Source organism: Stenotrophomonas sp. STEN063 (assembly GCF_056854515.1).
In genome coordinates, this window is record NZ_JBXFWF010000025.1 from 1 (window position 1) to 14,196 (window position 14,196).

At 65.0% G+C, this 14,196-nt stretch carries 11 protein-coding genes; 5 read left to right on the forward strand and 6 right to left on the reverse strand.

Going from position 1 to position 14,196, the window contains the following annotated elements; translation table 11 throughout:
- Positions 1-1,351, reverse strand: a 1,351-nt coding sequence (locus AC1VWL_RS08665; protein ID WP_482986403.1) for a cobalamin-dependent protein, incomplete at its 3' end; no start/stop codon positions are given.
- Positions 1,352-1,654: 303 nt separating this feature from the next.
- Between AC1VWL_RS08665 and AC1VWL_RS08670 the strand changes: the two genes are divergently transcribed.
- Positions 1,655-2,752 (forward strand): Glu/Leu/Phe/Val dehydrogenase dimerization domain-containing protein, encoded by a 1,098-nt coding sequence (locus AC1VWL_RS08670; protein ID WP_296250902.1) that lies wholly within the window; start codon positions 1,655-1,657, stop codon positions 2,750-2,752.
- Between the two features lie 79 nt (positions 2,753-2,831).
- On the opposite strand, the gene AC1VWL_RS08675 is transcribed toward AC1VWL_RS08670, so the two are convergent.
- Positions 2,832-5,672 (reverse strand): S8 family serine peptidase, encoded by a 2,841-nt coding sequence (locus AC1VWL_RS08675; protein ID WP_482986404.1) that lies wholly within the window; start codon positions 5,670-5,672, stop codon positions 2,832-2,834.
- A 192-nt stretch (positions 5,673-5,864) separates the two neighbouring features.
- On the opposite strand from AC1VWL_RS08675, the gene AC1VWL_RS08680 reads away from it, so the two are divergent.
- From AC1VWL_RS08680 to AC1VWL_RS08695, 4 genes are all read left to right on the forward strand, one after another.
- Positions 5,865-7,040 carry a thiolase family protein gene (locus tag AC1VWL_RS08680; RefSeq protein WP_482986405.1) on the forward strand — a complete coding sequence of 392 codons (1,176 nt, stop codon included), beginning with the start codon at positions 5,865-5,867 and terminating at the stop codon, positions 7,038-7,040.
- Between the two features lie 121 nt (positions 7,041-7,161).
- Entirely contained in the window at positions 7,162-7,503 is a 342-nt protein-coding gene (locus AC1VWL_RS08685) for a hypothetical protein (RefSeq protein ID WP_282272266.1), read from the forward strand.
- A gap of 314 nt (positions 7,504-7,817) precedes the next feature.
- Entirely contained in the window at positions 7,818-8,213 is a 396-nt protein-coding gene (locus AC1VWL_RS08690) for a hypothetical protein (protein WP_482986406.1), read from the forward strand.
- A gap of 160 nt (positions 8,214-8,373) precedes the next feature.
- Positions 8,374-10,071 carry a diguanylate cyclase gene (locus AC1VWL_RS08695; RefSeq protein WP_482986407.1) on the forward strand — a complete coding sequence of 566 codons (1,698 nt, stop codon included), beginning with the start codon at positions 8,374-8,376 and terminating at the stop codon, positions 10,069-10,071.
- On the opposite strand, the gene AC1VWL_RS08700 is transcribed toward AC1VWL_RS08695, so the two are convergent.
- From AC1VWL_RS08700 to AC1VWL_RS08715, 4 genes are all read right to left on the reverse strand, one after another.
- Positions 10,072-11,712, reverse strand: coding sequence for an acyl-CoA dehydrogenase family protein (locus AC1VWL_RS08700; RefSeq protein WP_482986408.1), 1,641 nt, complete (start codon positions 11,710-11,712; stop codon positions 10,072-10,074).
- 62 nt (positions 11,713-11,774) lie between these two features.
- Complete coding sequence (locus tag AC1VWL_RS08705; protein ID WP_482986409.1) at positions 11,775-13,013, reverse strand: FAD-dependent oxidoreductase; 1,239 nt, start codon at positions 13,011-13,013, stop codon at positions 11,775-11,777.
- 79 nt (positions 13,014-13,092) lie between these two features.
- Positions 13,093-13,299 carry a transcription antiterminator/RNA stability regulator CspE gene (gene cspE / locus AC1VWL_RS08710; RefSeq protein WP_057506519.1) on the reverse strand — a complete coding sequence of 69 codons (207 nt, stop codon included), beginning with the start codon at positions 13,297-13,299 and terminating at the stop codon, positions 13,093-13,095.
- 90 nt (positions 13,300-13,389) lie between these two features.
- Positions 13,390-14,136 (reverse strand): S-methyl-5'-thioinosine phosphorylase, encoded by a 747-nt coding sequence (locus tag AC1VWL_RS08715; RefSeq protein ID WP_282269621.1) that lies wholly within the window; start codon positions 14,134-14,136, stop codon positions 13,390-13,392.
- Between the last annotated feature and the right edge of the window lie 60 nt (positions 14,137-14,196).

The following is a 14,196-nucleotide window of genomic DNA, read 5'->3' on the forward strand; positions in this document are numbered from 1 at the left end:
CCCCCACCCCCCCGGCGCGGGGGGCGCCCGCGCGCGCGGCGCCCCGGGCGACAACACCCCGGCCCCCCCGCGCGTTTTGCGTATACACCCGCCACAGCGCACCCCGGTTTTGATCTTGCTTCTCACGCAACAGACGGCACAGGTTCACGAACATCCAACTGATGCCCGGATCATTGAACTGGCTGGCAATGGTCGGGTATACCGGCACGTCCTCGTCCTTCATGGCGAAGGCGACGCGGTTGCGCTTCCATTGCTTGCGTACATCGCGCAGCGCGTCTTCGGCGCCGCGCTTGTCGAACTTGTTCAGCACCACCAGCTCGGCGTAATCGAGCATGTCGATCTTTTCCAGCTGGCTGGGTGCGCCGAAGTCACTGGTCATCACGTACATCGGGAAGTCGACCAGATCGACGATCTCCGAATCACTCTGGCCGATGCCGGCGGTCTCGACGATCACCAGATCGAAGTGCAGCGACTTCAGGAAGCCAATGCAATCGCGCAGCACGGTATTGATTGCCGCATGCTGGCGACGGGTTGCCATCGAACGCATGTAGACGCGCTTGGAGCGCAGCGAGTTCATGCGGATGCGATCGCCCAGCAGCGCGCCACCGGTGCGGCGACGGGTCGGGTCGACCGAGATCACCGCGATGCGCATCTGCGGGAAACTGGCGAGGAAGCGGTTGAGCAGTTCGTCAGTGACCGAGGACTTGCCGGCGCCACCGGTGCCGGTGATGCCGATGACCGGTGTCTTGCCGGCAGCCAGCTGCCACTGCTTGCGCAGCGATCCCAATTCGGCCTCACCGTGATTGCCGTCCTCAAGCTGCGAGAGCACCCGGCCAATGCCGATCTCATCCTCGATCGAAGGCGCCTGTGCGTGCACTTCGCGGGCGGCAGCTTCGCGGGCCTTGCCAGCGCGCGCCACCACGTCCTCGATCATCTCCACCAGCCCCATCTTCATGCCGTCGTTGGGGTGGTAGATGCGCTCCACGCCATAGGCCTGCAGCTCGCGGATTTCCTCCGGGGTGATGGTGCCGCCACCACCGCCGAAGACCTTGATGTGGCCGGCGCCGCGTTCGCGCAGCATGTCGACCATGTACTTGAAGTACTCCACGTGTCCGCCCTGGTAGGACGACAGCGCGATGGCGTCGGCGTCTTCCTGCAATGCCGCGCGTACCACGTCTTCCACACTGCGGTTGTGGCCGAGGTGGATCACCTCCGCACCCTGCGCCTGGATCAGGCGGCGCATGATGTTGATGGCCGCATCGTGGCCATCGAACAGGCTGGCGGCGGTGACGAAGCGCAGCGGGGTGGTTTCAGGCTGCGCCTGCGGGAGCTGGGAGGCGGGGGTACTCATGGGCCGTGCAACATCCGGTTTCTATTGCAACCGATCATAGAACCGCCGCCCTCGCAGGTCAGGTTGCAGCGCAGCGTGACCTTTTGCGGGTTTACTCTATCGATAGGCACGCTGACCGCCGTTTCCGGCAAAGCGAGGTGCCAGCGCGGGTAGCCCTGCCTGAACATTCCCCTAGCAGGAATGGATTAGAATGGCGCATCCGCGACCCGTCATTGCCCCGACGAAGTCGCATTTTTTGTTTTCCGGCCAACCATTTGGCTACACGATCACTGACGTTGTGGCAAACACACCATCGGAGCCTGCATGTTGTTCGACACCCTCGAAACCTCCGGCCATGAGCAGGTCCTGTTCTGCCAGAACCGCGATGCCGGCCTGAAGGCCATCATTGCCATCCACAACACGACACTGGGCCCGGCTCTGGGCGGCGTGCGCATGCGCCCCTACGCCAACACCGATGACGCGCTGCGCGACGTCCTGCGCCTGAGCCGCACCATGACCTACAAGAACGCCCTGGCCGGACTGAATGTCGGTGGCGGCAAGGCGGTGATCATCGGCGACCCCAGGACCGCCAAGAGCGAGGTGCTGTTCCGTGCCTTCGGCCGTCAGGTCGAGGCCTTGGCCGGGCGCTACATCACCGCCGAGGATGTCGGCACCGACGTCAACGACATGGAAAACATCTACCTGGAGACCGGCTTCGTCACCGGTGTGCACCAGGTCCATGGCGGCTCTGGCGATCCGGCCCCGTTTACCGCCTACGGTGCGCTGCAGGCGCTGATGGCCTCGGTCAAGCGCAAGTTCGGCCATGAGGAAATCGGCAAGCTCAGCATTGCAGTGCAGGGCCTGGGCCATATCGGCATGGAGCTGGTGAAGCTGTTGCGCGAGCGCGGCGCCAAGCTTTACGTCACCGACCTGGACCCGGTGCTGGTGCAGAAGGCCGTTGCTGAATACGGCTGCGAAGCGGTCAAGCCCGACGCCATCTACGACGTTGCCGCCGATGTATTCGCGCCCTGCGCGATGGAAGGCGCCATCGACATGAGCACGCTGGAGCGGCTCAAGGCCAAGGTCATCTGCGGCACCGCCAACAACCAGCTGGCCAGCCATGCCGTGGGCGATGAGCTGTACAAGCGTGGCGTGTTGTGGGCACCGGACTATGCAGTCAATGCCGGCGGCGTGATGAATGTGTCGCTGGAGATCGACGGCTACAACCGCGAGCGCGCGATGCGCCTGATCCGCAGCATCTACCACAACCTCGGCAAGATCTTCGACCAATCCGAGCGTGACGAGGTCTCGCCGCAGCGCGCGGCCGACCGCATCGCAGAAAGCCGACTGGAAGCGATCGGCAAACTGAAGATGCCGATGGGCCGTTCGGTGCCGCGCATGAACCGCCTGCGCGGCGAGTAAGCACTGCCGCTGAAACACCGAAGGCGGGCGATCATCTCGCCCGCCTTCTGCTTTTCAGCAACCCGACACCGCTGCCAGGTCAGAACGCCTGCTGCAGGCGCAACGACACCTGTCGGTTGTCACCTCGCGGGCCGAAGCGCTGGTCATAGCCCAGCGACAGGCGCGTATTGCGGGCCAGCCATGAATCCACCGACAACCCAAACAAACCGCCCGAACGCGACGGCTGCAGGCCGGTAATCGGCGCCCAGGCGTCCACCCCGATGAAGCTGGCATCCAGGCTCAGGCCATTACCGCCCAGCGCCTGTTGCCATTCCGCATAGCCATTGAACGCCACCCGCTTCCACAGGTAGTGCCCGCGCAAGCCCGCCAAGGCCTGCACCCTGCTGCTGCTCCAATCGTCAGCACGCAGGCCGAAGCCATAGCCGCCCTGCTCGTTGAACGCACCACCGTCGATACGCGTGTAGTCCGCGCCCAGGTACGGCGTCAGCTGCGCTGCACCGTGACCCAGCCGATAACCGGCCTCGATGCTGCTGGACAGGAAGTTGCCGCTGTAACGCGCCTGCACCCCGGCGCGCTCGGAACCCAACAACAGCCCGCGATCCAACTCGCGCTGGTACTGGCCAAATCCGGCCTGGCCCAGCACATAGGCATCACCGCGCTGCCAACCGGCGTAGAGCTGCGACTGGGTCTGACGGTCACGGCTCCGGTCCTGCGCCACACCGCCGCTGGCATTGGCGCGGGTTTCGCCGAACGCGAAACCCAGCACGGCATTGCTGGACAACGCAGTTTCGCCGCCCATCATCCAGCCGCCGACGCTGTAGTCACTGCCCAGGTAACCGCCCTGCCCGCCACCACCAAGGCTGCGCATCCAGACACCGTTGACTGCCGACTGCGCACCGCCCTCGGCGAACTGGCTGGACAGCGCACGCCGGTTCATATCGATGCTGTCAAAGGTCATCGCGGTGGCAGTGGCATGGGCTTGGCCGGAGAGACTCTCCAGACTCTGGGCCAGCCCGGCAAAACCGCCGCCGACGCCCTGCACCGATGCCGCCGCTGAGCCGAACGCCGTGGCCTGCAGGACATCATCGGAATCCAGCAGTTCGAACGCCTGCTCCACCCGCTGCGCCGCCGACATCGCGCGCAAGCCAACGCTGGCGGCGCTTGCCGCCGCCGTGACGCTCACCCGGTCCAACTGCAGCCAGGCGTTGTTGGCGTCATAGCCATATTGGGTCTGCAGCAAGGTAACCCCGGTGCTGCCAGTCGCCGGGGTTGCGAACTGCCCGCTGATACCGCCACCGGCATGCAGCAGGTCCTGGCGGCGACCATCCTGTGGCACGTAGCCGGCGACCGCGCCATTTACCATCACCCCACCATCCAGGCTCGCCGTTCCTGTGACCTGCAAGGCATTGGAACCGAGCGCAACCATCAAGCGTGCGCCCGAGCGCTGCACGTAGTTGCCCTCGATCGTTGCCGAGCCTTCATTACTCAGCACGATCACGCTGGCGCCGTTGTCCACGTTGCCCACCACACGCGTGGTGCCTCCCATGAACTGAAGTGCCGCAGCCGAAGGATTGGACTGCGCATCGATGCTGACATTCGAACGGATCGAACCGCCGTCACGCAGCGCAAGCGTGCCCTGCTGGATACGGGTGGCACCGGCGTAGGTGTTGGCGGCGGACAAGCCCAATGATCCGCTGCCGGATTTCACCAGACCGCCGGCACCGCTGATCGGATTGCTCCACATCGAATTGAGCCCGAGCTGACTCACGTTGACCTTGATATCCCCCCAGTCCGCCTTGCCCGGCCCCTGCACCGCCTTGCCGACATTGAGCAGGCCATAGCCGAACACCGCATCCGGCCCAGCTTCCCCCAGATCGGTCGCAGTCCCCAGCAGCGTCTGCCGGACCAGGTCATTGTTGAAGTAAGGGAATGCCTGCCACACCAATGCTGCTGCGCCCGACACCAAGGGCGCCGCATAGGAGGTGCCGCTGCCGTAGTAATACGACAGATTGTTGGCCGTACTGTCCTGTCCAAGGAACATCGATGTCCCCGGCGCCACCAGACAGTAATTCCTGGCGACGCCGCAGGCATTGGAGTAGGAGGCCAGCGCCGTCGGTTTGGCCGTATCCAAGGCTGCCACCGCCAGCCAGCCACGTTCCAGGTCGGCCGCCGGATAACTGCCGGGATTGCCAACTTTGCTCGGCAACGCCGCCATGTCGGAAGGATTGGGCTTTGACTCGTTGCCGGTGGCGAACACCACCAGCCCATCATTGTTGTTGATGAAAGGACGGTACTCGTTGGCAATCTCGGCCGTCACGTTCGGCCGGGTCCAGTACAGGCCGCCCCAGGAGTTGTTCATGATGCGCATGCCATCGCGGATCAGGTCGGCATGTACCGAGGCCATACCCAGCGCACCGGTCACTTCGTTGCCATTGCCGGAACCATCATCGGTAGGCGATTTGTCGGCGATGATGCGCGCGGAAAGGATCTGCGCACCCGGCGCGACACCACCCGGCCATCGCCCGGTCGGCGCGCCGGCGGCCAGCTGCGCAACCGTGGTGCCATGTCCAACCACATCGTCCACCGACAGGTTGTTCTGCGCCGGGTTCAGATAGTTGTAGTTGGCCAACACGCGCCCTGCCAGCGCTGGATGGTTGCGCATCACCCCTGAGTCGATCACACCGATGCGGTAGCCAGTTCCGTCCAGGCCCATGGCGTGCGCGGCCTGCGTGTTCGTCAGTGCCAGATGCGCATCAAACGCAGGCTGGGGGGTCACAGGTGGCGTTGTAGTAGGTGGTGGCGTTACCGGAGGTGTGACCGGCGGCGGATCGGATTTCGGGCCGCTACCACTCCCACACGCTGCCAGCGCCAATGCCAATGAACTGGCCAACACGCCGCGCGGCAAATTGCTGCTCACCATTGCACTGCTCATTCCCCTGCTCCCCTTCCGATGGATGATTCGCCAATTCAGGTATTACCTGATCCCGGTAGCACTCCGGCTACCTTCTATACTGCAACGACAATCCACTGTCTGTGGGGATGTGCCGTTGGTCCAATGTGCCCGGTCCCGCATACGTTCGATAATTGCCGCAAGGTATAACCGAGATTGCTCATGTCTGACATCGTCATCGCCGCCGCCAAGCGTACCGCCATTGGCTCCTTCCTTGGCCAGTTCAACGGCGTCCCCACCCCGACCCTGGGCGCCACTGCCATCAGCGCCGCCATCGCGCAGTCCGGCATTCCCGCCGCGGATGTGTCCGAGGTCATCATGGGCTGCGTGCTGCCGGCCAACCTGGGCCAGGCACCGGCTCGCCAGGCCGCACTTGCCGCTGGCCTGCCGACCAGCGCCGGCGCCACCACGCTCAACAAGGTCTGCGGCTCCGGCATGAAAGCCATCATGCTCGGCTACGACCTGATCAAGGCCGGTTCGGCCAGCATCGTGGTTGCCGGCGGCATGGAGTCCATGTCCAACGCCCCGCACATGCTGCCCAACTCGCGTACCGGTAACCGCTACGGCAATTTCCAGGCAGTGGACCACATGGCATGGGATGGCCTGACCAACCCCTACGACGGCCAGTCCATGGGCGTGTTCGCCGAGGCCACCGTTGCCAAGTTCGGTTTCACCCGCGAAGAGCAGGACGCCTACGCCATTGAATCGGTGACCCGCGCACAGGCTGCACAGGCCAACGGCGCATTCAACGATGAAATCGTTGCGGTCACGGTTGCCACCCGCAAGGGCGACGTCGAGTTCAGCCAGGACGAGCAGCCGGGCAAGTCCGACATCAGCAAGATCCCGACCCTGCGCCCGGCCTTCAAGAAGGACGGCAGCGTCACCGCCGCCAGCTCCTCGAGCATTTCCGACGGTGCCGCCGCGCTGGTGCTGCTGTCCGCCGACGATGCCGCCGAGCGCGGCGTGCAGCCACTGGCCCGCATTGCCGCGCATGCCACCTTCTCGCAGGAACCGGAGTGGTTCACCACGGCGCCAATTGGCGCGATCAGCAAGGCCCTGGAGAAAGCCGGCTGGAACATCGCCGACGTCGACCTGTTCGAAATCAATGAAGCCTTTGCCGTGGTGGCGATGGCGCCGATCCGTGAGCTGGGCATTCCGCATGCCAAGATCAACGTCAACGGAGGTGCCTGCGCACTGGGTCATCCTATCGGTGCATCGGGTGCCCGCTTGGTGGTTACGCTGGTAAATGCATTGCGCACGCGCGGCCTCAAGCGTGGCATTGCGTCGCTTTGCATCGGCGGCGGCGAAGCAACTGCCATCGCCATTGAATTGATTTGATTGAAAAATTTCAGATAATTCAAAACCTGAATGCGGGACCGCTTGACAGTCGAAATGGGCTTGTCATCATGTTCCCGGCGCGCAATGGCGCGTTGCCTAATTTCACGACGAGGATTCACAAATGAGCATCAACAAGCTGCTGATCGCAATGACCCTGGGTCTGGCCCTGACCGCCTGCTCGAAGCAGGAGCAGGCTGCTGACGCCGCCGCTGCCGCTGACACCGCTGCAACCGAAGCCCAGGGCGCTGCTGACGCTGCTGCCACCGCTGGCGCTGCTACCGCTGACGCTGCCCAGGCTGCTGCTGACACCGCCGCCACCGCTGCTGACGCTGCTGGTCAGGCTGCTGGCGAAGCCGCTGCTGCCACCACCGACGCTGCTGCTGGCGCCGCTGCTGACGCTGCCAAGGCTGCTGAAGACGTTGCTGCACAGGCCAAGGACGCTGCTGAAGAAGCCAAGAAGTAATAACTTCTGCTTCCAAGCTAGTATCGAAAAGCCGCTGGTTCGCCAGCGGCTTTTTTTATGCCTGGGCGTACTCCGGCAATACCACGGATCACTTCGAACAAGCCCAAACGGGCCAGCGCCGCCGTGCACGCTGGGAACAACAGCCCGCCCGCAACCTGCAAGCCGTGATCAGCGCATGCGCACCTGCGCACCATTCGATCGTCGCACTGTGCCTGCGCCAATCCAGCGTTCCCTAACGGCGCGGCCGAGCCTTGACGTGATCTGAATACGCCAACCCCTAGGGTGAGCCCATTGGCCCATCCCAGGAGAGTGCAATGAAACTGTTTGTCCCCGTAATGACCGCAGGCCTGGTGCTGGCCCTGGCTGGCTGCAATGACCGTAACGCCGAGCAGGCCAAGCAGGACGCGGCAGCGGCCGCAGACCATGCCGCCGAGGCGGCCAGGAACGCAGCCGAATCCGCGGCCGGCGCAACCCGCGATGCCGCTGACCAGGCCGCAGCGGCCACCCGCAACGCCGCTGCCGAATCGCAGCAGGCATTGGACAATGCCGCCGACGCCACCGCCAAGGCGGCCGACGAAGCCTCCATCGCAGCCAAGGACGCCGCTGCCGATGCCAGCGCAGCTACCGCCGACGCGGCGCAGAAGGTTGCCGACCACGCCCACGACGCCGCCAAGCAGGCGCGCGAGAAAGCGGACGCCGCCAAGCATTGATAGACTCGCCACGCAGCTGTCATGTCGATGATGGCTGCGTGGCGCTCGCGCAGGATGCGTGATGCCACAGGGGCCGGATGCACACCATCCGGGTTGGCATGTGATCACGCGCGCGTAGGCAGCACGTGCGTATCACCTTGATCATGCAGTCAAGGACCGGATGCGGAAACACACGGGCAGTAAATTCGCGCTGATATTCTCGGCGCTGGTGTTCGTTGCCATTGGCGTCGGTGTATTCGTCGGTGCGCGCAGGTTCATCGCCGATGCACGACTCGTCGCCCACACCCACGAAGTCATCAGCAGGATTGATGAGATCCAGTCCATGGTGCTGGATGCAGAGTCGGCCGAGCGCGGCTACCTGCTGACCGGCAGCCAGGCCTACCTGCTTGACTACCAGGTAAGCGTGGAACGACTTCCACTGCTACTGAGCAGCTTGTCCAGGTCGATCCCCGACAACCCCGATCAGGCGCGCAATGCGCTCAAGCTCAACGAGCTGGTGAACCAGCGCCTGCAGCAGATCCAGCACGTCGTCGATATCTATGACGGCCAAGGCCTGGACGCCGCACGCGCGGCGATCAACCAGAATGCATTCCGCACCACCAGCGCCATCCGCCAGCAGGTGCGGACCATGGTCGAGGAGGAACACGAGCGATTGGTGGACCGTGCCGCCAGCTCGCGCCGTAGTGCTGATCTGCTGCTCGGGCTCGCCTTGGCCGGCATCCCCTTCGGCCTGGCCGTGGTCGCATCGGTATACGGCATCCTGCTGTCCGAACTGCGCCGCCGCAGCCGCGCCGAGAAGCGCGCAGCCAGCGCCAGCCAGCAGCTGGCGGGCAACCTGGAACAGATCGAACGTTCCAGCGCCGACCTGCAGACCCTGGGCCGCTATACCGGCCTGCTGCAGAGCTGCGCCAACCCGGAAGAAGCCCTGGAAATCAGCGCGCGCACGCTGGAAGCGCTGATGCCCAATGTCGCCGGTTCGGTCTATCTGCTGCGCGCTTCCAATGACCGTGTCGAGAACATCGTCAGCTGGGGCACACCCCTGGTGGAAACCAGCGCCTTCCTGCCGCCCAGTGATTGCTGGGCGATCCGGCGTGGGCAACCGCATGTCATCGATGACCTGCTGCGCGATGCCAGCTGCCCGCATATCAGCCGCCCCGAGCCCGGCCAAAGTGTTGCCACCGCCTGCATCCCGATGTCGGCACAAGGCGTACAGATTGGTTTCCTGTTCCTCTCCGGTGCTGGCCCCGGCCCGCTGCCGCGCCTGAACATCGCCGAGTCGGCGGTGGAGCAGCTGTCGCTTGCGCTGAGCAACCTGCGCCTGCGCGAGTCGCTGCGCCTGCAGTCGATCCGCGATCCACTCACCGGGCTGTACAACCGGCGCTACCTGGAAGAGTCACTGACCCGCGAGATCGCACGCTGCGGCCGGCGCGACTTCCCGCTGTCGGTGATCATGCTGGATGTGGATCATTTCAAGCAGTTCAACGATACCCACGGCCACGGCGGCGGCGATGCCTTGCTGGCGGCCATCGGCCAACTGCTGGGCTCGCGTCTGCGCGGCGAAGACATCGCCTGCCGCTATGGCGGCGAGGAGTTCACCGTGATCCTGCCTGAGTCGGACAGCAACAATGCGCTGCGCCAGGCCGAGGAACTGCGTCTTGCGCTGTCACAGATGAGCGTGCCGTTCTCCGGCAAGACGCTGCCACCGATCACCATCTCGCTGGGCGTGGCCACGTATCCGGTTGATGGTGTGGCTGGCCTCACCCTCCTGCGCAAGGCCGATGCCGCGCTCTACCGGGCCAAGCGCAGCGGCCGCAACCAGGTGCTGCGCTTCGACCCGGCACTGGATGGCGCTGGCTGATCAGACCTGCGGCAAGGCGCGCGCCAGAATGTCTGCAAACGGCGTTGCTGCCTGCAGCACGCCGTAGACACCGGCCGCACGCGGCAAGCGTGATTGCACATACAAAGCTGCCAGCGGGCTGTCCGCGCGCAGCAACGCGGCTGCCTGCAACAACACCGCGACATCGCTGACCAGCGCGCGCGCATCTGCCTGAGTTAGTTCGGCGTCCTGCAGTTGGCGCAGCGCGGCCTCAAGCGCGCGGTCATAGTCGTCGTTGCGACCGGCAACCTGCTGCAACTCGGTCAGCAAGGCCACACGCGTTTCTGGTTCGCGCTGCAAGGCACGCAGCACATCCAGGCACTGCACGTTGCCGCTGCCTTCCCAGATAGAGTTCAGCGGCGCCTGCCGGTACAGCCGCGGCAGCATCGACTCTTCCACATAGCCGGCACCGCCCAGGCATTCCTGCGCCTCGTTGACGAAGCCTGGGGCGCGCTTGCATATCCAGAATTTGCCGATCGCCGTGCCGATCCGTGCGAAGGCGGCTTCATGTGCGTCCTGCGGCGCGCCATCGACGGCGCGCGCCACGCGCATCGCCAAGGTGGTCGCAGCCTCCGATTCGATTGCAAGATCGCTCAGCACATTCGCCATCAACGGATGCTCGACCAAAAGCTTGCCGAAGCTGCGCCGGTGCCGTGCATGATGCAGCGCCTGCGCCAGGGCCATGCGCATCTGCGCGGCCGAGCCCAGCATGCAATCCAGCCGAGTCAGCATCACCATCTCGATGATGGTAGCCACGCCGCGTCCTTCTTCGCCAACGCGCCGCGCCCAGGCGCCGCAGAACTCCACCTCGCTGGAGGCGTTGGCCCAGTCGCCGAGCTTGTCCTTCAGGCGCATCAGATGGAAGTTGTTGCGCCGCCCGCAGGCCAGCCGGCGCGGCATCAGGAAACAGCTCAGCCCGCCCGGTGCCTGTGCCAGCACCATCCAGCCATCGGACATCGGCGCGGAGAAGAACCACTTGTGCCCGACCAGGCTGTATTCGCCCTCGCCCGCCAACGGCGTTGCCAGGGTGGTATTGCTGCGTACATCGGAGCCGCCCTGCTTCTCGGTCATGCCCATGCCGACGGTGATACCCGGCTTGTCGCCGATGGGCAGATCACGTGCGTCGTAGAACGGAGCGGCGGCCTTGTCGGCCCATTCCGCCAACGCAGGCTCCTGCCGCAACACCGGCACGGCGGCGTGGGTCATGGTCAACGGGCAACTGCTGCCCGCTTCGGCCTGATGGTGCAGATAGCTCAAGGCCGCACGCGCGACATGCGCGCCGGGCTGCGCCGAGCGCCAGGACAGCCCGGCAACACCACGGGTCTTCGCCGTGGCCATCAAGCGGTGATACGCCGGATGGAAATCGACGGTATCGATCCGGTTCCCTTGCGCGTCATGTGTGCGCAGCAGCGGCCGCTGACGGTTGGCATCGAAGCCGATCCGGTACAGCTCGCCACCGGCCAGCACGCCGTAGTGCTGCAATGCCCCGGCAAAGGCTTGCGCACCCTCGCGCTGCACGCTCTGCTGCAAGGCCAGATCGTCGTGCCAGAGGTCACGCTCGGCAAACGGCGGCGGCTGGTTGTCGACGACGTGGGTTTCAAACGGAGGCGGCTGCGGCAGCATGGCGGCGACTCGTGGAGGACCGCCCTTGATTCTGCCGCAAGCGCCCGTCGTCCGCGCGTTGCTCAGCGTTTCTGCGCGACCTCGGCCAGCGCAGCGATGAATTCATCCTGCAGCGCGAGCTTGCCGAACAGGCCATGCTGGGTGCCACTCAGCACACGCAGCATATGGCCACGACCGCCAGGCATGCGCCCCATCGGCTTGAACAGCAGGTCGCGGCCATTGGCGATCCAATCGTGATCGGATTGGAAGATCGGCGTCAGCCAGCGGCTCCAGAACTGGTACAGCCACACATGCGCCTTGCGCTGGTGCTGGTAACGCGCCAATGCGGCATCAATGTCCTGCTCCGCACGCAAGGCATCGCGCAGCGCCATCGCATCCATCAACGCCATGTTGACGCCCTGCCCCAGCTGCGGGCTCATCGAGTGCGCCGCGTCACCGGCCAATACCAGGCGGCCGCGGTACCAGCGCTGCATCACCGCATCGCGGTAGCTGGCACGGGCCAGCTGCGCCTGCACGCTGACTCCGGCCAGGCGCTCGCGCGCTTCCGGCCACAGCGTGGCGATCTCATCCAGCCACGGTTCCAGCCCGTCGCGCTCCCAGGCCTGGAAACCGTCGCGCGGCAGGCTCCAGAAGAAGCTCAGGCGCTGTTCGTTGTCGCCCGGTCGTGTGCCCACCGGCAGCAGGCCGATCATCTTGCGCGCGGCCACATAGCGCTGGCGCAGCTCATCGCCATGCTGCCAATCGCCGCGCGGCAACAGGCACCAGAGCGCGCCCCAGGGGTAAACGCGATCCAGCTTGGTGCCCTGCACCTGCGCACGCAGGCCGGACCCCGAACCGTCGGTGGCGATCACCAGGTCGAATGGGCCGTGCCAACGCCCGTGCTGGTCCTGTACGCGCTGCAGGGATTCATCGATGGCGCTTATATGGCTGTCCACATGCAGCGACGGGCCGGCATCCCAGGCCGCATCCAGCAGCGAGAACAGCGCCCCGCGCTGCATGCCCACGCCGCACAGCCGCGCGTCCAGCCCGGCGTAAGTCATGTCCATCACCGCGCGTCCACATGGGGTCTCGCCGTACAGGCGGCGCACCACCGCGCCGTGCTCCAGCACCTGCGGCATCAACTGCATCTGCCACAGCGCCTGCAGGCCACTGGGCTGTAGCAGGAAGCCCGCGCCTACCGGCCCAGGGGTCGCCGCCTGCTCGAAAACCTGCACCCGGTGCCCGTCGCGCGACAGCAGCACCGCCAGTGCCTGACCGGCCGTGCCATAGCCGACGATGGCGATATCCAGTGTCTTGCTCATTGCAGTCCCTCCCTGGGCCGACTGCCATTGCTAAAAAAAAACCCCGCCGAAGCGGGGTTCTTCCGCACAACCGGGTGGATCACTCGGCCGGCGTGATGTTCGAAGCCTGGGCACCCTTCGGGCCCTGGGTCACGTCATAGCTGACGCGCTGGCCTTCCTGCAGGCTGCGGAAGCCCTTGGAATTGATCGCGGAGAAGTGCGCGAAGACATCGGCGCTGCCGTCCTCCGGTGAGATGAAGCCAAATCCCTTGGCGTCGTTGAACCACTTGACGGTACCGTTCGGCATGGTGATGCGAGACCTTGTTCGATGAATGGATTGATGCACGCTGAATGAGGCGTACTGGCGGAGTATGCAAACCTTAAGCCGGGATGACAATCACCCCCGGGCCAATTCACCCACCAAAGTCGGCAAACCGGACGAAGCTGCCTCCACATTGGCCAAAACCTCGGCCATGGTGATCTCCTCGGCATCGCCGCAGCCAGCGGCCCAGTTGGCGACGATCGCCAGACAGGCGTACTCCAGCCCCAATTCGCGCGCCAGCCCGGCTTCGGGCATGCCGGTCATGCCGACCAGATCGCAGCCATCACGGCGCATCCGCGCGATCTCGGCATTGGTTTCCAGGCGCGGGCCCTGGGTGGCGCCGTAACAGCCGCCGTCCTGGATGGCCACGCCCTTGGCCTTGGCAGCCGCCAGCACCTTGGCACGGAACGACGGCGTGTAGGGGTGGCCAAAGTCCACATGCAGGACCTCGCTGCCTTCCTCTTCGCTGAGGGTGGAAATCCGACCCCAGGTGTAGTCGATCAGCTGGTCCGGGCAGGCCAGTACGCGCGGACCGAAGTCGTCGCCAATGCCGCCCACCGTGTTCAAGGCCAGCACCCGGCTTGCGCCCAGCTGCTTGAGCGCGGCCAGGTTGGCGCGGTAGTTGATCTTGTGCGGCGGAATCGAATGGCCTTCGCCATGCCGGGCCAGGAACGCCACGCGCTGGCCGTTCAACAGGCCAACCCTGACCGGGCCCGAGGGGGCGCCATAGACGGTTTCCACTTCATGGGTCTGGACATCGTCCAGCGCGGCCAGCTTGTACACGCCGGTGCCGCCAATAACGGCCAGGGCGATAGGTTCCATGCTCATTCCTGATGTTCTCGTTGGGCACGCGCAAGCCACGCCCTTGGCGTGGCCCAGCCG